Source organism: Chryseobacterium culicis (assembly GCF_900108365.1).
Classification (GTDB): Bacteria; Bacteroidota; Bacteroidia; order Flavobacteriales; family Weeksellaceae; genus Chryseobacterium; species Chryseobacterium culicis.
This window is the reverse complement of the sequence record NZ_FNWQ01000002.1, coordinates 740,631-764,241: the sequence shown is the minus strand read 5'-3', so window position 1 is coordinate 764,241 and position 23,611 is coordinate 740,631. Positions and strand designations below refer to the sequence as shown.

Below are 23,611 nucleotides of genomic sequence, written 5' to 3'. Positions count from 1 at the left end.
GAATCCTGAATATTAAGATTATATTTGCACAATTAAAAATACATAATGGCTGAAACAAAAAATAGCAGGTTCCCGATCTATGCTGTAATAGCTACTGTTGCTTTTAAGCTTCTTTTTTTACTGACGCACTATATTCAGGAAGATGCGTTTATTACATGGAGAGTCGCCCAGAATCTTCTGGATTATGGGGTAATTGGTTTCAATGGAGATGCCAAAATCTCTGCGTCTACCACTCATTTATATGTTTTTGTATCTTATCTTTTCAATCTTGTTTTGGGAAAAGAATACTTTATTGAACCTCTTTTGATTTTCAATTCTCTTTTATTTACAGTAGGAACTTTACTGCTTTCTCATCTGGTTCTTAAAAACCCTTGGCATAAAGCTGTTTTTATATTTCTGATCGGTATTTTGCCGCCATCCATTAAAATTTCAATTCTCGGAATGGAGTACGGACTTCTGTTTTTCCTTGAAATGGCATTGCTGTACTATGGCTTTTATAAAGGAAAAAAATGGGTGCTGATACTTCTTCCCATCCTTATCATGTTTACAAGAATTGATACGGTAATCTTCCTGGGGATTGTATTCCTCGTAGATGTTTTCTGGAACAAAAAAGTACGATGGAATTATATATTGGGAGGCATTCTGGGTGTTTTGTCTACGGTTGCTTTCAACTGGTTCTATTTTGGAGAATTGGTAAATAATACCATTACGGCTAAAAAACTTCTTTACAACAAAAACTTTACGATCCCACAGGAGATGAGCCATTTCTTTAAAAGTTTTGGAAACTTCTGGGGCATGCTTAAAGTTCCGGGAGATTTTAATCCAATGACGATTGTTATCCTGGTTTTCGAGCTTGCTTGCTTTATCTACCTGATACGGCAAAAAGAGAAGAGAAACTATTTTCTATGGATGATCTTTATCTTCGGATGGGTAAAACAAATTGTATTTATTTCTCAGAAAAGCCTGTTCGACTGGTATTACTGGGTACCGCAGCTTTTGCTTTTCGTTCCCGTTCTTATTTTTGTCCTGGAGCAGAAAGAGAGGAGGAACCTATGGCTTTCATTGCTGATGATATTCTATATTTTTCCGATGCTTGTTTTCCAGACGGTTCACAGTATTGCAACTGGAAACGGCGAGTGGAACTACCGCAGAACGATTGGAACATTTTTAAATCATTATGAAAAAGATAAAAACCAGTGGATTTTACTGGAACCTGCGGGTTATGTGCCTTATTTCTCAGGACTAAAAACCATTGATGAGGTGGGATTGGTAGATAAACAGATTCAGGAAGAAATTAAAAAAGATAAGGCAAATTACTGGATCAATACCGTAAAGACAAGAAAACCAAAATACCTTCTTTCTTATGAAAATCTATATGAAGAAAAGAATCCGAACGCAGCGTATTATAAAACTCATTATAAGCTTTTGAAAGAATTCCGGGTAAAAGATCATCTGAAAAGTGAGAATAAGATTTTAGAAAAAATTTATAATCTCAAACCTTCCGGAACAGACTATAATTTGTACATTAGGGTCGATTAAAATATTGAAAGATTGACGTGAAACATTTTAAAATAACGCTTTCACTTTAATACGCTCAAACCCAATATAATCCCTGAAAAAAAATGAAATACTGTGCTTTTCTCCGTGGCGTCAACGTAAAAGGAACCAATATGAAAATGGCTGATGTGTGCCAGGTTTTTAAAGATGCCGGAATGAAAGAAGTGAACTCAGTACTCGCGTCCGGAAATATAGTTTTTTCATCAGATAAAAATGCTGACGAACTGAAAACGATCCTGGAAAAAGCAATGTCGGAATATTTTTCTTACGAAGCCTTTTTATTTGTGAAATCTCAGGAAGAAACCGGGAAATTCTGGAACAGCATTCCTTTTGAAAAGCGTGATGAACTTCATATCTATGGCTTTGTAGGGATTCCGGGGGTAGAAAAAGTGTTAATGGAAGAGTTTAAAAAAGCAGGTCTGGTAGAAAATGAAAGGGCAGAAATTATTAATGACATATTTTACTGGCAGGTTCCGAAGGGAAATACTTTAGAGTCTGCTTTTGGAAAAGTATTGGGTAAGAAAGGTCTTAAAGATCAGTTTACCAGCAGAAATGTAAATACGTTTGAGAAGATTCTGAAGAAATTCTAAATAAATACCGCAATACTTAATTTGCTATAGTATTGATCACTTTAATAATCAGAAATTTAAAAATCTTTTGAAGATTGTCCTGATTATCCTATTTTTCACTTTAAAATAACAGTTAGCAGTGGCTTGGTCATGCTAAGCTTGTCGAAGCATCTTTCAATTTAATAACTGTACATTCAAGGACCCAAAAGACTCAAAGGTTATTGCAGCCATCGCCTATTAAAGCAATCAAATAATTTCCATTTGTGAAACTTTCTCAGTATTTTTACTGAACTTTTTAATTATAACAAAAATGATTCAGTATTTAGATAATATTTCGCACAAAGATTCCAAAAACTTTTTCCTTATTGCCGGACCTTGTATTATTGAAGGGGAAGATATGGCATTAAGAATCGCAGAAAAAGTGATCAGTATCACAGATAAATATCATATTCCGTATATTTTCAAAGGAAGTTTCAAAAAGGCAAACAGAAGCCGTGTAGATTCTTTCACAACGATTGGTGAAGAAAAATCTCTTGAAATTCTTAAAAAAGTGGGAGAGACTTTCAATATTCCCACCACAACAGATATTCATGAAAATGAGCATGCAGCATTGGCTGCACAATATGTAGACGTGTTACAGATTCCTGCATTCCTCGTACGCCAGACTGATCTTTTAGTGGCTGCAGCCCAGACAGGAAAATGCGTGACTTTAAAGAAAGGACAGTTCCTTTCTCCTGAAGCAATGAAATTTGCCGTTCAGAAAATTACAGATTCCAATAACGAAAAAGTAGCCATCATTGAAAGAGGAAACTCTTTTGGATATACAGATCTGATTGTAGATTACAGAGGAATTCCTACCATGAGAGAATATGCTCCTGTTATTCTGGATGTTACCCACTCATTACAGCAGCCTAACCAGAGTTCGGGAGTTACAGGAGGAAGACCGGATCTTATCGAAACCGTTGCCAAAGCAGGAATTGCTGTAGGAGCTGACGGAATTTTTATAGAAACACATCCTACACCGGAAACCGCATTGTCTGATGGCGCCAACATGCTAAGATTAGATTTATTAGAAGATTTGTTACAAAAATTAACAAGAATTAGAGAATCAATTTTGTAATTGTTAAAAAAACATTAATTTTAGAAATTCTAAAACATTTCTTTTGAAAAAACTAGTTTTACCGCTAAGCCTTATGGTCCCTGTCCTGATTTTCTCCCAACAAAGAAAAAAAGATACAGCGACCACTAGAGTGACCGATATAGAGGAAGTTGTCTTCCAGAAAAAAGCAACAGGAAGAACCAATGATCTTACCAATGTAAGAATTTCAGCAAAAGAAGCGAAAGCAGTGGCTTCTATCAATGGCGGAATTGAAGGATTGCTTAAAACATTACCTTCCGTAAACTCCAATACCGAGCTGTCTTCCCAATATATGGTTCGTGGTGGAAACTATGACGAAAACCTGATCTACATTAATGATATTGAGATCTACAGACCTTTCCTGATCAGAAACTCCCAACAGGAGGGGATGAGTATCATCAACCCGGATATGGTATCTGCAGTGAATTTCTCTGCAGGTGGGTTTGAAGCCAAATATGGTGATAAAATGTCATCCGCTTTAAATATCTATTACCGTGAGCCAGAAAAATTTGAAGTTTCCGGAGAAGCAAGTTTGATAGGAGGAAGACTTACTACGGGTCTGGCTTCAAAAAACAAAAAATTTACCGCTCTGTTTTCGGGAAGGTACAGAAATACCAATCTCGTTCTTAATACTTTAAAAGAAGATACGGATTTCAACCCTACCTATTGGGATTTTCAATCTTATCTCAACTACCATGTGAGCGATAAGTTTACCATGTCATTTATCGGATATTATTCTAAGAATGATTATCAGATGATCCCTAAAGCAAAAAGTGTTACATTCGGAAGCCTTCAGCAGCCTATTACTGTGAATATTGGTTACGGAGGTCAGGAAAATGATCAGTATAAAAATATGATGGGTACATTTTCCATGAATTATAAGCCGGCGGACAAATGGAAACTTACCTTGGATGCCTTTGCCTATCAGAACCGAGAAAGAGAATATTATACGATACAGTCAGCCTACGAGCTTCAGACATTTGATCCTGTGACTCAGCAGCCTGTGACCTCTTTTGATGTGGGTGGACAAATAGAACACGCAAGAAATGATTTATTTGTTAGAACCTACGGAACCCAGTTCAGAGCTAAATTTTCTCCTAACGTTAATACCGATTTTGAAGTTGGATTCAAATATGAGAAAGAAAATCTGAAAGATCTTACCAATGAATGGAAACTGGTAGATTCGGCAGGGTACAGCCTTCCAAGACCGGAAGTGATTGATCCCAGAACCGGAACTACAGGTGATCTTAAACTGGCTTATTATATTGCCGGGCAAAACAATATTGAACCTACAAGGCTTTCCGCATATGCACAGTATTCACAAAAATTCTACTGGGGAGCCAGCAAAGTATTCGTGAATGCCGGAGTACGTGTAGCCAACTGGAGTTTTAACAAAGAAACAATTTTCTCTCCAAGAGCCCAGTTTGCCATAAAACCAGATTGGGAAAGTGATATGTTATTTAAAATTTCCGGAGGAATTTATTATCAGTCTCCTTTCTATAAAGAGATCAAAGATCTTGACGGTAATTTTAACTCTAATATCAAGTCACAGCGTTCCATCCAGGTCATTCTTGCCAATGATTATGAGTTCCAGATGTATGACAGACCATTTAAGCTGACTACAGAGCTTTATTATAAGAAGATGGATAACCTTATTCCTTATTATATGGATAATGTGAGGATCCGTTACTCTGGGCAGAATAATTCCAAAGGATATGCGTATGGTATTGATACGAGATTATTCGGGGAATTTGTACCGGGTGTAGATTCCTGGCTATCTGCGAGCTATGCGAGAGTATATGAAAATATTGATGGAAAAGGAGATATTCCCAGACCAACAGATCAGAGGCTGAGGTTTGCCATGTTCTATCAGGATTATATGCCGAGCTTCCCATCTATGCGTGTAAATCTTACTTTGGTATATGCCATGGGACTGCCTACAGGAGCTCCTGTTATGTTCAACAGTAACGGACAGCCTGATTTCAATGCAGCGTATAACTACCAGCAGACGCTTCCTTCTTATAAACGAGTAGATTTAGGGCTTACAAAAGTATTTATTGATCCTAAGGAAAAAAATAAAAGATCCGGTTTCTGGGGTAATTTTGAGGAACTGACATTAGGTGTTCAGGTTTTCAATGCATTTAATATCAACAATACGGTAGCGAACCAATGGATTACCGATTATAACAGCAATTATATGTATCCTGTTCCTGTGCGTCTTACAGGACGTTTCTTTAATGTAAAACTGGAATTCAGACTATAAAAAAAGCTGAAATGAAAGCATAAATTAAAAGCTTCCTGATTTTTCCGGAAGCTTTTATCATTTACCAGAATTTTATAACAAGATTACCAAATTCTATAACAATGGTCTCATAGATATTTTTAACTTTGTCTTACCAATGAAAAAGATTCTGGCCATAGTGTTTTCTATTTTCTACTTCGGGTTCTCTTCCGGAGCAGCTTTTAGCATTCATTATTGCATGAAAGAATTGGTTTCAGTGAGTCAGAAAGTAACTGATATCTGTGGAAAATGCGGCGTTAAAGACAAAAAAGGGTGCTGCAAAACAGAGATCAAAATCGTAAAAGTAGACGATTCGCAAAAATCCGATTATCTTAACGTTGATTTCTTAAGTGCCGTTTCAGAGGTTCCGGTGAAACATCATTTTACTGTTATAGACAAGTCTTTTTCTGCAACCAAATTTACCCAGATTCAAATCAATGCACCGCCAGAATACAGGCCGGTACCCATTTACATCAATCATTGTAATTTTAGAATTTAGAATCCGCCAGTCGCTTCCCGTAGCATTAAATATACTGTTACAGGCGACATGTCCTGACGTGTTTACTGACGCGTTATCCATTATTCTTTATTAAAATTAATTCTAAAATTTAAAACAATGAAAAAATATATCATTACAGCAGCATTATCATTATTCTCAATCGTTGCATTATCAGCGCAGTCTAAAAAAGATGCGCAGGTTTCCAAACTCTATCAGAACTACATTGCGATCAAATCTGCTTTGGCATCAGATGATGCTGACAAAACTTCAAAAGCGGCAACAGAATTCATTAAAACAGCCTCTACAATAGATTATAAAGTAGTCTCTGAAGGAAATCTTAATATTCTTAGAAAAGACGCTTCTGCAATTTCTGATGCACGAAATGTTGCTGCCCAGAGAGAAACTTTCCTAAACCTTTCAGACAATATGATTGCTTTGACCAAGCAGTTCAAACTTTCTGATCAGCCGGTCTATGTTCAGTATTGCCCAATGGCAGACGGGAGCTGGCTAAGCAATGAAAAACAGATCGTTAACCCGTACTACGGGAAGTCTATGCTTTCTTGCGGAAGTGTAAAGTCGGAGATTAAATAATTACCGTACTATTTTATAAAACAATAAGTTGCGTAGCTTGAGTTATAATTGACTTTAAGCTATGCAGCTTCTAAAAGTTCGAAATATTATGAAAAAGCTGATAATGTTTCTGGTACTTTTGTTCTCTGTATTTACTTTTGCGCAAACTGCTAAAATATACTATACCTGTCCGATGCATCCGGAAGTAGTGTCTTCTAAACCCGGAGACTGTCCGAAATGCGGAATGACGCTGGTAAAAAAGACGGTAGCTGTAAAACCTAAAGTTGCAGCCAAGCCTGAAGCAAAGCCAATATCTAAAACAGAAACGAAGACGAAACCCTCAGAAACAAAAAAAAATAAGGGTATCATTGAAAAGAAAGAAGCTGTTAAAAAAATTAGTAAGATAAAGCAAACTGATCAGAGAAAACCGCTCAAACCTACTGCTGAGCCCAATAAAAAGGCAGAAGCATCCGTTAAACACCAGGTAAAGCCATCCGATTTTAAACTGCAGATACAGACTGCATCCATCTATACCTGCCCGATGCACCCTGAAGTAATTTCAGATAAGCCGGGAAAATGTCCTAAATGTGGGATGGATCTGGTAGAACAAGAAAATCATACTTCGATAAATACTGATGATTCAAAAGAAGAAAAGTCTGTATTAAAAAGAAATTCTGAAAACGGAAAAATTACTTTTGGCGGAAAAAGGGTTCGTTATGATCTTTATGTAAAAGATACCCTTGTTAATTTCACAGGAAAAAACAGAAGAGCCATTGCGATCAACGGAAAACTTCAGGCTCCAACCATGTATTTTACAGAAGGAGATACTGCTGAAATTTATCTTCACAATAGGCTTAAAGAAAACACCGGGCTGCACTGGCACGGTGTGATCCTTCCCAACGAGCAGGATGGTGTTCCTTATCTTACAACAAAACCTGTAAAACCCGGCGAAACCCATTTATATAAATTCAGGGTTTCTCAAAACGGAACCTATTGGTATCACTCTCATGAAGCGCTTCAGGAGCAGATAGGAATGAACGGTATTTTGGTTTTCAAAAAGAGAGAAGGCGAACCCCAAACACAGTATAATGCTGAAATTCCGGTATTGCTTGGTGACTGGAGTGATGACGACCCTATGCAGATTGCAAGAAGGCTTCATATGGCCAATACAGATTGGTATGCAGTAAAGAAAAATGCTGTACAGAGCTATTGGGAAGCTATCAAATCCGGAAATCTGGGGACAAAAGTCTTGAATGAATGGAAAAGAATGGAAGCCATGGATGTAAGTGATGTTTATTACGATAAATTCCTGATCAATGGTGTTCCAAGCTCAGATTATTCTACTCTGAAAGCAGGTGATAAAGTACGGTTAAGAGTTGCTAACGGAGGTTCTTCTACTTATTTCTGGCTGAATTATGGTGGCGGGAAAATCAAAGTTATAGGAAATGACGGTAATGATGTGGTACCGGTAGAGGTCGACCGCCTGATTGTAGGAGTTTCTGAAACCTACGATATTGAAGTTACCATTCCGGAAAATAAGAGCTTTGAATTCAGAGCGACTTCTGAAGACAGGATAGGACATGCTTCGCTTTGGCTGGGATCAGGAGAAAAGATAGAAGCACCCAATCTTCCAAGATTAATGCTTTTTGAAGGAATGAAAATGATGAACGGCATGATGGAAATGAGCGGAAATATGAAGCCGATGAATATGACAATGGGAAATCAGATGATGGATATGAATGAGGTGATGTACCCTGAGCTATCTGAAACCCAAAGAAAAACCACCATGAAGCATATCAATGAGATGATGGGAATTAAAACTAAAGAAGATCAAAAGGAGGACCATTCTATGCACAGCGGAATGGATATGAAAGAAGAAAAAACGATCAAAAGACTGTCTTACAATATTTTAAAATCTCCTGAGAAAACAATTCTTCCTGCAGACAGCATTCGTGAAATGAAATTTACCCTGGAAGGAAATATGAACCATTATCTTTGGACACTGGATAACAAAACGGTTACAGAGACGGATAAGATTCTGATCAGGAAAGGAGAAGTACTTAGAATTAAAATGTATAATAATTCGATGATGCGCCACCCGATGCACCTTCACGGTCATGATTTCAGACTGATCAATTCAAAAGGGGAGTATTCTCCATTGAAAAATGTAGTGGATATCATGCCTATGGAAACTGTTACGATAGAATTTGCCGCCAATCAGGATGGAGACTGGTTTTTCCACTGTCATATCTTATATCATATGATGGCGGGCATGGGAAGAATCTTCAGTTATGAAAATTCAAAACCCAATCCGCAGCTGCCAAACAGGAAACTGGCGTGGAAAAACTTTATTCAGGATAATAAAATGACCAGTTCTATGGCGATGCTGGACGTTGCAAGCAACAAAATTCATGCTGAAACGATGACCATGTTCGGGCCGAGATGGGCTAACCTGAATGAGTTTCATTCTAACTGGAATTTTGATCATTTTGAAGGAAGTGCAAAAGTAGGACGCTTCTTAGGAAAATTCCAGTGGGCGCTACCGTATGCCGGATTCAGGGTTCAGAACAATCATGAAATCATGGAAAGACAGATGGCAGAAGATAGGGGAATGGATTTTCATGGAAAAAAGACCTGGTTCGGACAGCAGAAAGCTTCAAAAAATAAATTTGCATTTATGGTGGGTATGCAGTATGTATTGCCAATGCTCATTACAGCCGATGCCAGTGTGGATCAAAACGGGAAAGTGCTATTAGAACTAAGCCGTGAGGATATTCCGCTTTCCAGAAGACTGAGAGGAAACTTCAGCGTCAATTCGGACGGAGAATTTTCTACAGGAGTGAGATACATTGTTCAAAAATGGTTATCTCTTTCCGGAAATTATGACAATGAAATAGGCTGGGGTGCGGGTGTCACTTTAACGTATTAATTAAAACTATATCATACAAAAAAAATCTGCTTCATTGAGGCAGGTTTTTTTTGATCATATAAATTATAGCCATAAAGGAACTTTTACATTTCCAGTTCTATAATTTTTTCTGCCATTTTTTGATTCACGCTTTCCGGAATCAGCCCTATAAGAAAATTACGGAGTGAATTTCCATTTTCCCATTGTGAAAACTTTCCGATACTTCTGCTTGTATTTACAATATAATCTACTTTTTTCCTTCTGATGGTTTGAAATTTTTCAAAAACCGTATTGAAATTCTGATGGTTTTCCAGCAATTTTCCAATGATATAAGCATCTTCAATGGCCTGGCAGGCACCTTGTCCCATATTGGGTGTGGTAGCATGGGCAGCATCACCTATCAGACAAAGATTTTCAGAGTACCAGCGTGGAATAGGAGCGAGGTCAGAAATTATATTGCAGATTATATTTTCATCAGCAGTTGATTCTATAAGCTGCAAAGCCAAGGCATCAAAATCCCGAAATATTTCTGCAATTTTTAAATCTGTTCCGAAGCTTTTCTCATTGATGCAGGCATACCAGTACACTTTCTTGTCAGAAATTTTTACAAATCCGAACCGCTTTCCTTTTCCCCACATTTCAACAGCTTGCTGATGGTATTTTTCCGGCAGGTCAATATCTAACAGTCCGCGCCAGCATTTTTGTCCTGAGTTTCGGATCGTTCCTGTTTGTAAGATCTGATTTCGGATAGGCGATTTGATGCCGTCTGCTCCAAAAACAACGGTACTTTCAATCTGCTTTCCATTTTCAAAATTCAGCAGATAATTTTCCTCTTTTCGTATTCTCTGTAAAGAATGGCCCAGCTTTATTGAATCTGAATTTAAATTTTCTGATAAAATCTTCTGCAGCTCAGCCCGGTGAATGGCTACATTACAGGAATTGTACCGGATTTCCAGGTTCTTAATTTCGGTTGTGGAAATGGTTTTTAAAGACTCGTTCGTAATACTGATTCTGTGAACTTTATTACCCGCATTTTCAATTTTTTCTTTTAAGCCTAAACGGTCAAAAACCTGCATCGCGTTTACAGCCATCATAATTCCGGCTCCCACAGGCTTTATTTCGTCAGCAGATTCATAAATTGAAAAATTATACTGATGCTGTTTCAGTACATTTCCTAAGGTAAGACCTCCGATTCCGGCTCCTATAATTGAAATAGCATTCATATCTGATGAATTTTAGTTTTCGCAAAATGCCAGCGCTTTCTTATAATCTATAACGATAAAATATAGCTCTCCGATACCTTTTTAAAGCCATATTTGCTGAAGAAATTGTGGGCACCATGATTGTTGACACCGCTTTCCAGCAAAATAAAGCTGATGTTCCAGTTTTTAGATTCCTGAATTGCTTTGTCCAAAAGCATACTTCCAAGAGATTGACCTCTTACCGACTGATCCAGAAGCATATCCTCTAAAATCGCATACTTTTTAAACGGACTGCTGATAATGTTAAAAACCATCATTCCGACAATTTCTCCGTTTTCATTTTCTGCAATGAGAATATTCAGTCTGGAGTTTCCGTCTGAATTAAAATCTGAAATTAATTGTTCTGTAAGAATCAATTCAAGGTCAGGATTCCAGTGATGCGAATCTATAGCCCTGCCAGACATCATTTCTCCATGAGAAATATAAGCATCTGTTTTGTGGGTAATAAAAAAGTCTACCAGTTCTTTAACACGGCTTTTATCCGTAAGCCATTTCGTACTATATTTCATGAGGTGTAATGGGATTTATTGAATTTTTTTAAGCTCTGCCAGTAAATCATTCTGCTTTTTGATACATTGATTGAGTTGGTCTGTTTTTAAAGGGTGGGCATTTTGGTATTTTTCAATTTCAGGAAGTGTTTTCTTAATTTTAAATACCATTTGCTGCTCATAGAGGGCTATCTTGTTTGCTTTTATTTTTTTGATGAGGTCTCTTGTAGTTTGGGTTTTCAGATGATATTTTTCAGAACTTAATTTTAATGCATTTTCAATCTCTTTTTTAGCAGCAGAATCCGTTAACGAATTTGTGAGTGCCTTTGCATCATTATAATAGGTCTCTGATTTGTCTATCACATTCATATATTCTGACAGTACATCTTCGGTTTCTTTGAACGTATTTTCTATTCTTACTTCCAGATCCTGTAAAGCCTTGTCATTTTTTATGAGCTCGTGGTAAATTTCATGAACAAGATTTCCGCCGTCTGAATATCTTGTATTTTTTTTAATAGAGTTTGACACTGAATATGCTGCATTGTCAACGGCATTTTCAACAGCGGGAGCCTGCCTTGGTTTATTTTCTTTGCAGGATAGTGCGCATAATGCCAGCGCTGAAGCGAAAAGTATTTTTTTCATAATATGTTTTTGGTAATTGTTATATCAGGCAATAAAATTAATCATTCCATTTATCACCGGAATGATGTGATATGATTTTAATTAGTGGTGTGAATCTTAAAAAATGTTACAGCGGCTTATAAAAGAGGGTAAATCTAAGCCTAAATTTTAATATTTTTTCCAGATATTTCACTTCGGAGTTATATAATTCTGTTCTTTTATCTAAAATTAGTTATTGATTTTCAGTGGCTTTACATCAATGTCATACCTGTGTAATAGTCACTTTCTTTGATCTGACATGGTTGATTTGTACTATTGTGCTCTCTTAATTAAAACAGAGAGAAACTAAACTTTAAACACATTTAAAAAAATGAAAAAAAGAATTATTCTGATATGCTCTTTGGCTTCGTCATTGGCATATTCTCAGGTGGGAATCAAAACACCAAATCCAACCAACACTTTAGACGTTAACGGAACTGCAAGAATCAGACAAGTAGATTCCGGGTTAGAAGAAAAAGCTCTGACTCCTCTTTATACTGATGCTAATAACGTTGTGGTGAAAATACCCAGCACAGGAAATCATACTGTAACGACCAACTTTGTAATCATTGCAGCAGGCGGTACCGGACAACTTATTTCAAATTTAGCTCCTGGCGCTTATAAAGTTACTGTTGTAGTAGGTAATGGATGTGTCAACACTTCTACTACAGATTTTATTGTTCACAGCTATTTTAATAATAAAGCTCCTTCTACAAATTACTTTGGACTTAACGCACAAGGTGGTTTTGTTACGAGGTCTACAACTTCTAATTATAAACCAACTTTAACTCAGGTGGCTCAAAATAATGTGAGTGTAGCATGGTCAGGAATTGAAGCATGTGAAGATGGAGGTAATTCTACAGCCCTTAATTATAATCTGGTCATAAACGGATCTGCAATATCTATAGTAAATAATGGAAATGTTGCAAAGGCTTATAGAATTAACGCTACAAGACTAGATTAAATAAAGTAGTATTTTTTTGTGTATCGTCATGGATATTTGATGATTATTATAAAGTGTTTGGTTAGTCCGGAGAAATATTTTTCCGGACTTTTGATGTATTGTCATAAAAAAACGGAGCCTGAAACAGACTCCGCCTATAAAGTTTTTTACGCTAAAATTATTTACCCAGGTAAGATTTAAGGATCTTGCTTCTGGTATTGTGTTTTAGTCTCTTAATTGCTTTTTCTTTGATCTGACGAACTCTCTCTCTTGTAAGATCGAAAGTCTCACCAATTTCCTCTAAAGTCATTGGGTGTTTTCCGTTCAGTCCGAAATACAGTCTTACCAGGTCAGCCTCTCTAGGAGTTAAAGTATTCAATGCTCTTTCAATCTCAATTTGTAGAGATTCCAGCATCAGATCTTTATCAGGACTTGGTGATTCTCCTGAACGTAATACATCATAAAGATTAGAATCTTCACCTTCTACCAAAGGTGCATCCATAGACAGGTGTCTTCCGGAGTTTTTCATAGATTCTTTAATATCTTCCTCGCTCATGTCAAGAACTTCAGCCAATTCTTCCGGAGAAGGTGGTCTTTCATTTTCCTGCTCAAGGTGAGCGTATGCTTTATTGATTTTATTGATAGATCCAATTTTGTTCAATGGTAGTCTTACAATTCTTGACTGCTCAGCCAACGCCTGTAAAATAGACTGACGGATCCACCATACTGCATAAGAGATAAATTTGAAACCTCTAGTTTCATCGTACCTTTTTGCCGCTTTCATTAATCCTAAGTTACCTTCATTAATCAAATCGGGTAAAGAAAGACCTTGATTTTGGTATTGCTTAGATACAGATACTACGAAACGAAGGTTGGCTTTGATTAATTTCTCCAGTGCGGCTCTGTCGCCGGCACGTATTCTTTGCGCCAATTCTACTTCTTCGTCCGCAGTGATCAGTTCCACTTTACCAATTTCCTGCAAATACTTGTCTAATGAAGCAGTTTCCCTGTTGGTAACCTGCTTAGTGATTTTTAATTGTCTCATTTATTTTATCCTCAAAAAAGAGTTACTATAATATATACGTATGAAAAGGTAAAAAGGTTACACAAGGTTTACTATTTTTTGTACCATTTATAACGCAAAATAGATGAATGTATTTTAAACCGAGTTTAATTAATTGATAATGAGTGTTATATGTTTTATTTTTGCGGGATAGATAAATGATAAATTAGAAGAATTAAAAAATCAGGATTTCAAATAAATCCTGATTTTTCAAACTTAACACAAAAAAAAACGAAACCGAAGTTCCGTTTTATCTGTAAGAGTGGTATTGTAAAGTGTCTTTGATTAAAAGAGCGGTAACCCGGAACTCGTATCCGTCTTTAAAAAAGCTCATTTAAAACTTTCGCCAGTCTTAATCCTCCATACAATAACTGTCTTTCCATAGTATCATTGAATTTATACTGATAGTCAAAAGATAATTTAGAATCGTTAGGAGTCTGTGCGTAGATTTTGTTGGCGATTTTATGAGAATCATACAGCCAGTCTTCCAGTGTTCCGGACTGAATCTGTGCTACTTCTTCTTTAGATTTGATATCCAAAAGCGTAGCATATTCTGTGTAGCTGTACTTTTGAGAATCTACCAGTTTTCCGTCCCAGACCGAGTGTAAATTGGTCTTCTCCCCGAAATAGGTAACATTAATTTTGTTTCCGCCCAAATCTTCAGCTCTTCCCACGTGAAGTGGCTGCGCAAGATCTCCCATGATGTGAATAAGGAAGATTAAAGCAATTTTTCTGTCTTTTTCAGAAGTGTTTTTATCCTTAATCTGGCTGGAAAGGGTATTTACCTGGGTGTAAAGACTGGGTCCTGCCTGTGCTTTTAAGTTTTGGTCAAAAGCTTTAAAATCAGCCATCGGATCAATATTTACATAATGCCATGATGAAGCCTGTTTCCATACGCCTGTAGTGTCAGATTTGATGAAGTCCGGCCAGTTTGCCCAATAAGCAAGTCGCTCTCTGCCCATCATTTTTTTGATCTCTCTTCTTGCTTTGCGGGAAAGATGGTTTTCTGCAATCTCTGCAATAACTCTGTGCCCGGTTAATCCCCATGCATAAGAATACAGTGAAGAGGCCATGAATGCTAAAATAAGAATTTTAGAATAAATACTTTTCATTTGAATAACAATTTTCAGTCTGCAAAGATACGGCCCGCTTTCGGAATGAGCATGCATTATCCCTGAATTTATTCCATAAGATGTGTTAATAAAATTTAATCTAAATAAAATAGATCACAAGATGGGATGAAAAACGAACAGAAAAAAGGAAAACAGAAGAAAAACGCTTTATCAGTATGAAAGATTTAAACTAAAAAGCATCATCGCAACTTTAAACATTCACCGTCTTAACAATGGCTTTTAAAGCCTAAGCTCCTGAATAGTAGCAGGTAATTTTAAATTTAAAAAACAAGCAAATAGTGGATTTACCGTATTTTCACGGAAATTGTAGTAAATTATTCCTTTTAATGTCAATAAATTATTATTTTTAGGATAAAATTATTGTAAAAATATTTTTTCAAACTTATGAGATATATTATCTTTACAAGTCATAATCAGAGGAAACACTATGTATGAGAATAATATTGTAGATATGCATTACAATAAGCTGCAGACAGATTTCAAGGCTGAAGCTGTGGCGGTTAACCTGTTGAAATACCACCGTGCGGTAAGCAATATCTTCATAGAACGTGTGGGGGTGAATGACAGGGCTTACCTTAAAGATATTAAAAGCATTACCAGCAGTTATCTGGGATTTGATGAGGAAGTATTTACCATAGAGACTTATAGAGAAGGCATATATGACTATCTTCCGGAAGGGCTTTTTCATCCGCCGTCTCTTGGGGCTTCCAGAAAGAATGTAGATACTGTGGTAAGAGAAATACGGAGACAGAAGAAAATTGAAGACGATGCCCGTAAGTTTTTTCGTCCATTTGAACTGGAAGTATTTTTTACGGAGATCAGTGCTTTGCTTAAGGAGTCAGAATTTGATATCACCAGCCCTACGGATTCTTTACTGGAAACGGTAAGTGAGCTTTGGCCCATGATTAAAATGCTGGATAGGCAGAGTGCTTATATTTTTATGCATATTTTACCTTTTTTCCATCAGATCAGAGGAGATAAAAGATGGTTTGAAAGGTGTATGACAGCATTTCTGCAGGTACCGGTAAAAGTAACTTTTTCACCTAATATTATTGATGAGATTGAAAAAAATGATGATTCCATGCTATTGGGAAACTCAAGGTTAGGGGTTACATTCATTCCAAGTGGCCCTCATATGGACGGGCAGAGAAACTGGGTGGTAAATATCGGGCCGATCCCGTATGGAGATATGAAAAAATATATCTCCGGAAGCCCGTTCAGAAATGTACTGAAGGCACTGTATGATTATTTTCTTCCGGTAACGGTAGACGTGGAAGAGAATTTTGTGACAGAAAAGGAAGAATATTCATTCAGTCTTGAGGATGATGAACGAAATGCCAGCCGCCTTGGATACTCTACCTTTCTCTAAATTATTTTATTATATTTACAATTACCAACAAAGTATAAATTCGAAAAGAAACAAATGGAAATTTCTTCAGTAAAAGGTATTTTTTTAAGGTATATCTTAATGCCTTTAATCGCGATTATTATGATGGTTATACTGGGTGTAATCAGGAGAAATAAACCTGCGATCAAAATTAAAGTGATTATTATATACGTGCTTCTGTGCAGCTTATGTCTGGCGGTTCCGGGAGTTTTCGGATTTGCCGGAAATCTTTTTAACCCGTACTGGTATCTGATTGCCCAGGTTATTTACCTTATACTGGGAATTATTCATGTGAATTTACTGCATAAATATTTCAAGAAGCACATTGACTCTCTTGCCATGAGCATTCTGTTTGAATCTATACTTTCTCTGACGTGTATTGCTTTGGGAGGATATTTATTCACCCTGATTTTTAACTGGATGAGCAAAGGAACAGGATATGCCGTAATGGCCGCTACAAGTATGCTGATCTTTGTGGTTCCTATGGTATTTTATTACTGTTATATCCAGTTTATCAGCATTCCTTTTGATATTTATAAAACCTGGAGATATTCACCTGAACAGAAATTACCTGATTTTGAAGGAGCGGATTTTGACAGATTAATGGTACTGAATGTAGAATTAAGTAAAAAACTGGAAGATACCAACCGTTTCAGAATCAAAGCCAAAACACTTCCTACAGGAGTTACTTTCGGAGACTGGTTCTACAGGGTAGTGGATGATTATAACCACAAAAATCCGGGTTCCATCATCCATCTTTCGGATGAAGGAAATGAACCTTATTACTGGATTTTCTATACTAAAAAATCATTTTTCAGTTTCAGAAAATATATAGATTTCGACCACGACATTTCTACAAACAGCATTTCAGAAAATGAAGTGGTGATTTGTAAAAGAGTTATACAGCATGAAGAGGAGGGAGTCGCAAGAAGATCATAAACACAAAAATCTAAAAAGTATTAAACATGATACAGCCTATTAAACATTTTGCAATCAACTGGGTGGATGGGATGAAAGTTTCCCAGAGACATCTTAATGATCAGGATAATTTCTTAATTGATACCATCAGGGATTCCAATTCTCTTGGAATTACTACATATAATTATGGTCTTTTGCCTATTTCCAATGAATTTACAGACCGTACTATTTTTGATGTTCACAACACGGCAACCAATGACGTGCAGCTTGTAATCAAACGTTGCAGCGCCGTTACCATGGCAGGCTACCGTATTGAGCTTACCGACAGAAGAATCAGCGTGAAGTCTTTGGCCAAATCCATGAGTGAAGAGCAGGCAGATGGTGAATATTACATACTGATCTCCGTAAACCCTTTTGATAAGGTACCCTTTGGAGATATTGATCCTGAGGAAATTCCGCCGCGCCATCCAAGTGCACAGCCGAATCACCACATTGAACTTCTTCCTGTAACTTCATTGAACAGCAGCTATTCCGGAGGGAATTATCTTATCATCGGAAAAGTAGATCTGAAAGGAAATATTGCGCAGGTAGATTCCAATTTTATTCCACCTTGTACTTCTGTACAAAGCCATCCTGCTCTGGTAGAATATTACAGCAGCTATGCAAAATCTATCGGAAACCTTCAGCAGTATGCTTTTAAGATTATTCAGAAAGCCTCTCATAAAAATCAGAATACAGCGTTGGCACAGAACGTTAAGTTTCTGTGCACCACGATGGTGAATACTTTTGGAGACATGTATTTCCAGTTCCGAAATATCACACCATGGCAGCCTCCTGTATTTTTGATCGAATCTTTTGCGAGACTGGCGCTTCATTTATACAATTCAACCCAGCTTCTGGTTCCTGCAGAACTGGAAGAAATGCTGAATTACAGCCTGGAATGGAGTGAAATAGCACCTCATACGTTACTGAACCAGCTTTCTATCGTAGCAGAAACCAATTATGATCATCATAACTGTGGTGAGCCTTTGCTTTACATTCAACAGATGTTGAGAAGCCTGGAAATTATTTTCTCAAAACTGAGCGAGCTTGATTACATCGGTCAGAGAAAAGAAAACATTATCGTTAACGAGCAGGAGGTTTCTACAAATACGAACCCGAAAAGAGGGTGGAGTGTATTAGATTAATCCAAACCCTTTCCCATAAAAAAAATCCCGAATTTTCATTCGGGATTTTTTTATGGGAAATAAAAACAGACTATTATTCCGCTTTTTTGTTTTTCTCAAGAAGATCTAACGTATGTTCTACGTGTCCGCCGCCTTTCCATTCATCATGGCCAGGAATTACGAGAACTGCCTGTGAATATTTTGATTTCAGCTTTGCCATGGTTTGCGGCCATTGGGCAACGTTGGCTTCACCGGTGTAGCCCAGATTTTCTGCTGTTCTGCTTTTTACAAGGCATCCGCCGTCCAGTATTTTATATTGGGGAAACCATACAACTACATTATCTGCAGTATGTCCTTCACCGAGAAAATCGACTACAAATTTTTTCCCACCAATACGGTATGTTTTTCCTGTTTCAATTATTTCTGTAGCCATGGCTTTTCCTTCTTTTTTCAACAGTTCATTGGTTTTGGCGGTTGCGTAGGTTTTGATTCCCTTATTATGATAAAAGCTTAAGTCACCGGCTCTGTCTTCATGTGAATGAGTTGCAAATACTGCAATAACAGGAAGATTATGGCGTTTTTGAATGGTATCAAGCAGGCTTTGATACTGCGATTTCTGCCATGGAACATCAAATAAAACAACTCCTTTTTTAGTCACCAGATAAACAGCATTCGCAGAATATTCTTTCCCTCCGAATACCCCGAAAGTTTTATAAACGTAAAAATCAGGTTTAATCTGCGGTTCAATTACAAAATCTCTAACCTGAGCATTAGACAGTTGGCTAAGCAGCATTGAAATCATAAAAAACGGAATGCTTTTCTTCATTTTAAGTGTGATTAATGGTTGGTGTGGGGTTGATTAGTGTAGGACAGTCTATTAACATAAGCATTACTTTATGCTTAAATAATACTCATCCTTTAAATTTTTAATGAAATCTGTGAGCTGTATTGTAGAATTTCGAAGATTATCTCTTCACCAGTATTTTTTCTGTTGCTTTTTTGCTTAGAATTTCTGTTTTGCCATCAATTTCTATCGTCATAGATTTATCAAAGCTTTCTACTTTTAAGACTCTTACTTTGGTATTAAGAAGCAGTTTTCTGTCATTCAGATAAGTGAGAAAAGCATCATCAGATAAAGTGACAGAAGCAAAGGTAACATCTTCACCCGGGACACAGTTGCTGAGCTTCTGCAGATCCTGCGCAATAATATTTCCGTCTTTATCAGGAATTGGTTCTCCGTGAGGATCAAATTTAGGGTGATCCAGAATTTCATCCATTTTATCAAAAAAGAGCTGAGAATGTACGTGTTCCAGCTGTTCTGCAATCTCATGAACATTTTCCCAGCCGAAATTCATTTTTTTAACCAGAAACATTTCGGTAAGTCTGTGTTTACGAACAACCAGTGCAGCTTCACGTCTTCCGTTTTCTGTAACAATTAACGGTTTGTATGTTTCATAGATGACCCACTTTTTCTCCGCAAATTTCTTCATCATGTTATTGACACTCGGCATTTTTACATTCAAAAATTTACTGAGCTCATTAATCGTAACCTTACTTTCATTGTCAACTAAATGAAACAAAGCTTTCAGGTAATTCTCTTCTGTTAGGGTTGTTTTCAAAATGTTAGATGATTTTCATTACAAATCTAACAAAATAAAATGAAAAGTTGGTTCTTGTTATTTTAACTTTTTTTACTTTTACTCTATGAAATTTTCATTCAAAAACGATTATTCAGAAGGGTGCCACCCGAATATTTTACAGGCACTTGTACAGCATAATCTTGATCAGCAGGCTGGCTATGGAGAAGATCAGTATTCATTAAGCGCGAAAACTTTAATTAAAGAAAAAATCAATAACCCGAATTCGGAAGTCTTTTTGGTTTCAGGCGGAACACAGGCTAACTTAATTGTAATTTCTGCAATGTTAAAGCCTTACCAGTGTGCCATTTCTGCTTCTTCAGGACATATTCTTAATAATGAGACCGGAGCTATTGAAGCCACAGGACATAAAATACTAAGTATTGAAACTGCAGACGGGAAATTAAGCCCTTCAGATATAACCCCGATATTAGACGGACACCGTAATATACCGCATCAGGTGATGCCTAAGCTGGTGTATATCTCCAATTCTACAGAATTGGGAACAATCTATCAGGCCAAAGAACTGGAAGAGCTTTCAGCATTTTGTAAGAAAAATAACTTGTATCTCTTCATGGACGGAGCAAGGTTGGGGCATGGTCTGACCGCAGAGATCAGCGATCTTTCTCTGGAAAAAGTAGCGGCTCTTACGGATGTTTTCTATCTTGGAGGAACCAAAAACGGAGCATTAATAGGAGAGGCTATCGTGATTAATAATCCCGCAATCCAGGAGGATTTTGCTTTTAACATCAAACAGAAAGGTGCGCTTTTAGCCAAAGGAAGGCTGTTAGGAATTCAATTTTTGGAGCTGATGAAAAACAATCTGTATTTTGATCTTGCCAGACATGCCAATCAGCAGGCAATGAAAATCAAGAATGCTTTACAGAAAAAAGGCGCTGCATTTCTTTCAGATACCTACACCAATCAGATTTTTCCTATTCTGAATAATGATTTGATAGAAATACTCTCCGAAAATTTTGAATTTTATGTATGGAAGAAAATAGATGAAGAGTCTTCTGCCGTACGTCTTATCACATCATGGAGTACGGGAGACGATGCTGTGGACCGTTTTATTGAAATTATTGAACAGAATTAAAAAAAAAAACAGCCTCTTTACGGGGCTGTTTTTTGTCTTATGATGAATTACTTTTTTAAAGCTTCGCTTACTACTTTACAATCTGCAGGGGTGAGCTTTTGTCCGTCTTTATAGCTTACTTTTTTGTCATCAGCATATTTGGACTGTCCGTCTTCTTCCTTATGATCACCAATTCCTTCTGTCAAAACATTGTCTTTTTGAAGGAAATAGATATCCCTTTTGCTCTTTTTCCCTTCAGAAGTAAATTCATAAGTCAGTTTCAGCGTATCTCCGGATTTGAATCCCGTTACATCTCCTTTTGAGCTGTCTTTTTCGCTGTTCTTATAAGATAATTTTCCGGTAATGGTTCCTAAATTATCATCAATGGATGCAAAAACACTGTCTTTCCCGGTTACCCCGATATAACAGAAAGATTTTGGTCCCAGTGTATCAATTACAGGTTCTTCCACAGCAATGGTGTCTGCTTCTGCTTTAGGAGCCGGAGCTTCTGGCTTTTTATTACAATTAATTAAAAAAGCTGATGCAGCAGCCAATAAGATTAATTTTTTCATATCCTTACTTGTTAAAATCAAATTTCGTATTCCAAAAATAACAATAGTATTTATATATGAAAGAAAATTGTTTATAAATAAGAATAATTTTAATCAGCTTCAAAGAATTATACCTGTTTTAGGCACGAAAAATGATCTACCATGCAAAAATGAATTTAATGAAAAAGCTGGCTAGAGTACTGGGGTACGGGTTATTTATTTTAGGTTCACAATTGATAACCGCACAGGCTCCTGAAAATTATATTTATACTTCCTCGGGAGACCTGCATGCAATTGAAAAAATGATTACGCGGAAAGATATTGGCGGCGTACAGATTGTCTATAACTGGAAGGCTTTGGAAACCTCTAAAGATGTCTATGATTTTTCTGTTATTGAGAAAGATCTGGAATATCTGACAGGACTACATAAAAAACTGTTTATCCAGCTTCAGGACAGATTTTTTGAGCCGCAGGCCAGGTATATTCCTGATTATGTGCTGAGTGGTAAAGAATACGCCGGAGGTCTGGTTCCGCAATATGATAATCCGGGGGAAAATAAGCCTGTTGGAAGCGGATGGGCAGCCCAGCAATGGAATCCTGCTGTCCGGATGAGATTTCAAAAGCTGATAGGAGCGCTCGCCAGGAAATTTGACGGAAAGATTCAGGGGATTAATCTTCCGGAGACAGCGATAGATATTGATATGAAAAAGGACCGAACAGGCTTCAGCTGTGACCGTTATTTTCAGGCTGAACTGGACAATCTGAAGTTTGCAAGAAGTGTTTTTCATCATTCTCATGTGTTGCAGTATGTGAATTTTTTTCCGTGTGAGTGGGAGAATGACCATCAATATATGTCCAGGCTATTTGATTTTGCGTATAAAAACAATATAGGATTGGGCGGACCGGATATTGTTCCGAATAAAAAAGCCCAAATGAAAAATTCCTATCCTTTTTTTAATCAATACAAAGGAAAGCTTTCCCTTGTGGCAATGGCGGTTCAGGAACCGACACTTACGTATAAAAATCCTGCAACTGAAAAACCTTTTACCAAAGAAGAATTTACGGAATACGCAGAAAACTTTCTGGGAGTTCAAATTATCTTCTGGAGTGTGGAATCTCCCTGGCTGAGAGATTCCAAGTAATACTTATACTTTTAACAATCCTCTGAAACCTCTTGCAGCGTAATAGGAATCGGCGCCATTGTGATAGGTAAATACGGTATTATAACGTCTGTCGCAGAAAATAGCGCCTCCCATTTCCCGGATTGCCGCTGGTGTCCTGATCCAGCTTGAGGTTTTCTGATCAAATTTTCCCAATGCCTGTAGATGGCGGTATTGTTCTTCTGTTAAAAGCTCAATACCCATTTCGGAAGCGGTATCAATGACATTATTCTCAGGTTTATTGGCTTTTCTGGCTTCCCATGCCTGATAGTCGTAGCACAAACTTCTGCGTTTCGGGCTTTCCGGGGAACAGTCTGCAAAGTAATATTCATCTGTTTTTTTATTGTAATCTACTACATCGGGTTCGCCTTCTGTGATTTCCATTTCGTGTAAAGACCATAATTTTTCTGGGCTGGCTTCCAGTTTTTGCTGAATTTTTTCCCACTTAAGATCTTTATGACGGTTCATATTTTTTTCAAAACGAGTTTCTAATGTTTTCAAAAGCTCGTTGATTTGTTCCTGGGTTAGTTTCTTTTTCATGTCAAATTTTGTTTTATTGATTGTTGTGTTGTGTTGTGTTGTGTTGTGTTGTGTTGTGGGAAATCGAAGGCGCAAGTTTTGCTAATGAGGGTTTGTTTAAGGCGCA

At 37.1% G+C, this 23,611-nt stretch carries 22 protein-coding genes; 13 read left to right on the top strand and 9 right to left on the bottom strand.

Features of this window, described 5'->3' with window-relative positions:
• The first annotated feature begins 45 nt into the window (after nucleotides 1-45).
• The 7 genes from BLW74_RS09770 to BLW74_RS09740 all read left to right on the top strand — a co-directional run bounded on the left by BLW74_RS09770 (nucleotide 46) and on the right by BLW74_RS09740 (nucleotide 9,543).
• Entirely contained in the window at nucleotides 46-1,539 is a 1,494-nt protein-coding gene (locus tag BLW74_RS09770) for an LTA synthase family protein (protein WP_089692230.1), read from the top strand.
• Nucleotides 1,540-1,622: 83 nt separating this feature from the next.
• On the top strand, nucleotides 1,623-2,147 hold the full coding sequence (locus BLW74_RS09765) for a DUF1697 domain-containing protein (RefSeq protein ID WP_089692229.1): 525 nt from the start codon (nucleotides 1,623-1,625) through the stop codon (nucleotides 2,145-2,147).
• Between the two features lie 289 nt (nucleotides 2,148-2,436).
• Nucleotides 2,437-3,246, top strand: a complete 810-nt coding sequence (gene kdsA / locus BLW74_RS09760; RefSeq protein WP_089692228.1) for a 3-deoxy-8-phosphooctulonate synthase — start codon at nucleotides 2,437-2,439, stop codon at nucleotides 3,244-3,246.
• A 43-nt stretch (nucleotides 3,247-3,289) separates the two neighbouring features.
• The gene (locus BLW74_RS09755) at nucleotides 3,290-5,527 is read left to right on the top strand and encodes a TonB-dependent receptor plug domain-containing protein (protein WP_089692227.1); all 2,238 of its coding nucleotides are present in this window, start codon (nucleotides 3,290-3,292) and stop codon (nucleotides 5,525-5,527) included.
• A 136-nt stretch (nucleotides 5,528-5,663) separates the two neighbouring features.
• Nucleotides 5,664-6,044, top strand: a complete 381-nt coding sequence (locus BLW74_RS09750; protein ID WP_228424852.1) for an HYC_CC_PP family protein — start codon at nucleotides 5,664-5,666, stop codon at nucleotides 6,042-6,044.
• Between the two features lie 117 nt (nucleotides 6,045-6,161).
• The gene (locus tag BLW74_RS09745) at nucleotides 6,162-6,635 is read left to right on the top strand and encodes a DUF3347 domain-containing protein (protein WP_089692226.1); all 474 of its coding nucleotides are present in this window, start codon (nucleotides 6,162-6,164) and stop codon (nucleotides 6,633-6,635) included.
• Between the two features lie 103 nt (nucleotides 6,636-6,738).
• The gene (locus BLW74_RS09740; protein WP_394331230.1) at nucleotides 6,739-9,543 is read left to right on the top strand and encodes a multicopper oxidase domain-containing protein; all 2,805 of its coding nucleotides are present in this window, start codon (nucleotides 6,739-6,741) and stop codon (nucleotides 9,541-9,543) included.
• 83 nt (nucleotides 9,544-9,626) lie between these two features.
• On the opposite strand, the gene BLW74_RS09735 is transcribed toward BLW74_RS09740, so the two are convergent.
• The 3 genes from BLW74_RS09735 to BLW74_RS09725 are packed head-to-tail and all read right to left on the bottom strand — an operon-like array spanning nucleotide 9,627 to nucleotide 11,914.
• Entirely contained in the window at nucleotides 9,627-10,745 is a 1,119-nt protein-coding gene (locus tag BLW74_RS09735; RefSeq protein ID WP_089692224.1) for an FAD-dependent monooxygenase, read from the bottom strand.
• Between the two features lie 47 nt (nucleotides 10,746-10,792).
• The gene (locus tag BLW74_RS09730; RefSeq protein ID WP_089692223.1) at nucleotides 10,793-11,293 is read right to left on the bottom strand and encodes a GNAT family N-acetyltransferase; all 501 of its coding nucleotides are present in this window, start codon (nucleotides 11,291-11,293) and stop codon (nucleotides 10,793-10,795) included.
• Between the two features lie 15 nt (nucleotides 11,294-11,308).
• Nucleotides 11,309-11,914, bottom strand: a complete 606-nt coding sequence (locus tag BLW74_RS09725; RefSeq protein ID WP_089692222.1) for a hypothetical protein — start codon at nucleotides 11,912-11,914, stop codon at nucleotides 11,309-11,311.
• Nucleotides 11,915-12,263: 349 nt separating this feature from the next.
• Between BLW74_RS09725 and BLW74_RS09720 the strand changes: the two genes are divergently transcribed.
• Entirely contained in the window at nucleotides 12,264-12,896 is a 633-nt protein-coding gene (locus BLW74_RS09720; RefSeq protein ID WP_089692221.1) for a hypothetical protein, read from the top strand.
• Between the two features lie 157 nt (nucleotides 12,897-13,053).
• On the opposite strand, the gene BLW74_RS09715 is transcribed toward BLW74_RS09720, so the two are convergent.
• Nucleotides 13,054-13,920: a sigma-70 family RNA polymerase sigma factor gene (locus BLW74_RS09715; RefSeq protein ID WP_002979276.1), complete on the bottom strand. Its 867-nt coding sequence runs from the start codon at nucleotides 13,918-13,920 to the stop codon at nucleotides 13,054-13,056.
• Nucleotides 13,921-14,258: 338 nt separating this feature from the next.
• Nucleotides 14,259-15,050 carry a S1/P1 nuclease gene (locus tag BLW74_RS09710; RefSeq protein WP_089692604.1) on the bottom strand — a complete coding sequence of 264 codons (792 nt, stop codon included), beginning with the start codon at nucleotides 15,048-15,050 and terminating at the stop codon, nucleotides 14,259-14,261.
• Between the two features lie 448 nt (nucleotides 15,051-15,498).
• Between BLW74_RS09710 and BLW74_RS09705 the strand changes: the two genes are divergently transcribed.
• From BLW74_RS09705 to BLW74_RS09695, 3 genes are read left to right on the top strand one after another with little or no spacing between them, the layout of a single operon-like run.
• On the top strand, nucleotides 15,499-16,440 hold the full coding sequence (locus BLW74_RS09705; RefSeq protein ID WP_089692220.1) for a type VI secretion system baseplate subunit TssG: 942 nt from the start codon (nucleotides 15,499-15,501) through the stop codon (nucleotides 16,438-16,440).
• Nucleotides 16,441-16,494: 54 nt separating this feature from the next.
• The gene (locus BLW74_RS09700) at nucleotides 16,495-17,397 is read left to right on the top strand and encodes a TssN family type VI secretion system protein (RefSeq protein WP_089692219.1); all 903 of its coding nucleotides are present in this window, start codon (nucleotides 16,495-16,497) and stop codon (nucleotides 17,395-17,397) included.
• Between the two features lie 26 nt (nucleotides 17,398-17,423).
• The gene (locus BLW74_RS09695) at nucleotides 17,424-18,563 is read left to right on the top strand and encodes a hypothetical protein (RefSeq protein ID WP_089692218.1); all 1,140 of its coding nucleotides are present in this window, start codon (nucleotides 17,424-17,426) and stop codon (nucleotides 18,561-18,563) included.
• A gap of 73 nt (nucleotides 18,564-18,636) precedes the next feature.
• On the opposite strand, the gene blaIND is transcribed toward BLW74_RS09695, so the two are convergent.
• Both blaIND and BLW74_RS09685 read right to left on the bottom strand, forming a co-directional pair.
• Nucleotides 18,637-19,368, bottom strand: a complete 732-nt coding sequence (gene blaIND, locus BLW74_RS09690) for an IND family subclass B1 metallo-beta-lactamase (protein WP_089692217.1) — start codon at nucleotides 19,366-19,368, stop codon at nucleotides 18,637-18,639.
• A gap of 139 nt (nucleotides 19,369-19,507) precedes the next feature.
• A complete protein-coding gene (locus tag BLW74_RS09685; protein ID WP_089692216.1) occupies nucleotides 19,508-20,161 on the bottom strand; it encodes a metal-dependent transcriptional regulator in 654 nt (217 codons plus the stop codon).
• 85 nt (nucleotides 20,162-20,246) lie between these two features.
• On the opposite strand from BLW74_RS09685, the gene BLW74_RS09680 reads away from it, so the two are divergent.
• Complete coding sequence (locus BLW74_RS09680; protein ID WP_089692215.1) at nucleotides 20,247-21,275, top strand: threonine aldolase family protein; 1,029 nt, start codon at nucleotides 20,247-20,249, stop codon at nucleotides 21,273-21,275.
• A 47-nt stretch (nucleotides 21,276-21,322) separates the two neighbouring features.
• On the opposite strand, the gene BLW74_RS09675 is transcribed toward BLW74_RS09680, so the two are convergent.
• Complete coding sequence (locus BLW74_RS09675) at nucleotides 21,323-21,826, bottom strand: hypothetical protein (protein WP_089692214.1); 504 nt, start codon at nucleotides 21,824-21,826, stop codon at nucleotides 21,323-21,325.
• 158 nt (nucleotides 21,827-21,984) lie between these two features.
• Between BLW74_RS09675 and BLW74_RS09670 the strand changes: the two genes are divergently transcribed.
• Nucleotides 21,985-22,947, top strand: a complete 963-nt coding sequence (locus BLW74_RS09670) for a hypothetical protein (RefSeq protein ID WP_185116348.1) — start codon at nucleotides 21,985-21,987, stop codon at nucleotides 22,945-22,947.
• 3 nt (nucleotides 22,948-22,950) lie between these two features.
• On the opposite strand, the gene BLW74_RS09665 is transcribed toward BLW74_RS09670, so the two are convergent.
• Nucleotides 22,951-23,505, bottom strand: coding sequence for a DUF4256 domain-containing protein (locus BLW74_RS09665; protein ID WP_089692213.1), 555 nt, complete (start codon nucleotides 23,503-23,505; stop codon nucleotides 22,951-22,953).
• Nucleotides 23,506-23,611 lie beyond the last annotated feature (106 nt).

What these genes read in the sequence shown, in the direction of transcription:
- BLW74_RS09670 (WP_185116348.1), top strand. Translation starts at nt 21,985, where the DNA reads ATGAAAAAGCTGGCTAGAGTACTGGGGTACGGGTTATTTATTTTAGGT.
- kdsA (WP_089692228.1), top strand. Translation starts at nt 2,437, where the DNA reads ATGATTCAGTATTTAGATAATATTTCGCACAAAGATTCCAAAAACTTT.
- BLW74_RS09745 (WP_089692226.1), top strand. Translation starts at nt 6,162, where the DNA reads ATGAAAAAATATATCATTACAGCAGCATTATCATTATTCTCAATCGTT.
- BLW74_RS09705 (WP_089692220.1), top strand. Translation starts at nt 15,499, where the DNA reads ATGTATGAGAATAATATTGTAGATATGCATTACAATAAGCTGCAGACA.
- BLW74_RS09710 (WP_089692604.1), bottom strand. Translation starts at nt 15,050, where the DNA reads ATGAAAAGTATTTATTCTAAAATTCTTATTTTAGCATTCATGGCCTCT.
- BLW74_RS09700 (WP_089692219.1), top strand. Translation starts at nt 16,495, where the DNA reads ATGGAAATTTCTTCAGTAAAAGGTATTTTTTTAAGGTATATCTTAATG.
- BLW74_RS09730 (WP_089692223.1), bottom strand. Translation starts at nt 11,293, where the DNA reads ATGAAATATAGTACGAAATGGCTTACGGATAAAAGCCGTGTTAAAGAA.
- BLW74_RS09725 (WP_089692222.1), bottom strand. Translation starts at nt 11,914, where the DNA reads ATGAAAAAAATACTTTTCGCTTCAGCGCTGGCATTATGCGCACTATCC.
- BLW74_RS09715 (WP_002979276.1), bottom strand. Translation starts at nt 13,920, where the DNA reads ATGAGACAATTAAAAATCACTAAGCAGGTTACCAACAGGGAAACTGCT.
- BLW74_RS09665 (WP_089692213.1), bottom strand. Translation starts at nt 23,505, where the DNA reads ATGAAAAAGAAACTAACCCAGGAACAAATCAACGAGCTTTTGAAAACA.
- BLW74_RS09680 (WP_089692215.1), top strand. Translation starts at nt 20,247, where the DNA reads ATGAAATTTTCATTCAAAAACGATTATTCAGAAGGGTGCCACCCGAAT.
- BLW74_RS09735 (WP_089692224.1), bottom strand. Translation starts at nt 10,745, where the DNA reads ATGAATGCTATTTCAATTATAGGAGCCGGAATCGGAGGTCTTACCTTA.
- BLW74_RS09675 (WP_089692214.1), bottom strand. Translation starts at nt 21,826, where the DNA reads ATGAAAAAATTAATCTTATTGGCTGCTGCATCAGCTTTTTTAATTAAT.
- BLW74_RS09740 (WP_394331230.1), top strand. Translation starts at nt 6,739, where the DNA reads ATGTTTCTGGTACTTTTGTTCTCTGTATTTACTTTTGCGCAAACTGCT.
- blaIND (WP_089692217.1), bottom strand. Translation starts at nt 19,368, where the DNA reads ATGAAGAAAAGCATTCCGTTTTTTATGATTTCAATGCTGCTTAGCCAA.
- BLW74_RS09695 (WP_089692218.1), top strand. Translation starts at nt 17,424, where the DNA reads ATGATACAGCCTATTAAACATTTTGCAATCAACTGGGTGGATGGGATG.
- BLW74_RS09770 (WP_089692230.1), top strand. Translation starts at nt 46, where the DNA reads ATGGCTGAAACAAAAAATAGCAGGTTCCCGATCTATGCTGTAATAGCT.
- BLW74_RS09720 (WP_089692221.1), top strand. Translation starts at nt 12,264, where the DNA reads ATGAAAAAAAGAATTATTCTGATATGCTCTTTGGCTTCGTCATTGGCA.
- BLW74_RS09765 (WP_089692229.1), top strand. Translation starts at nt 1,623, where the DNA reads ATGAAATACTGTGCTTTTCTCCGTGGCGTCAACGTAAAAGGAACCAAT.
- BLW74_RS09750 (WP_228424852.1), top strand. Translation starts at nt 5,664, where the DNA reads ATGAAAAAGATTCTGGCCATAGTGTTTTCTATTTTCTACTTCGGGTTC.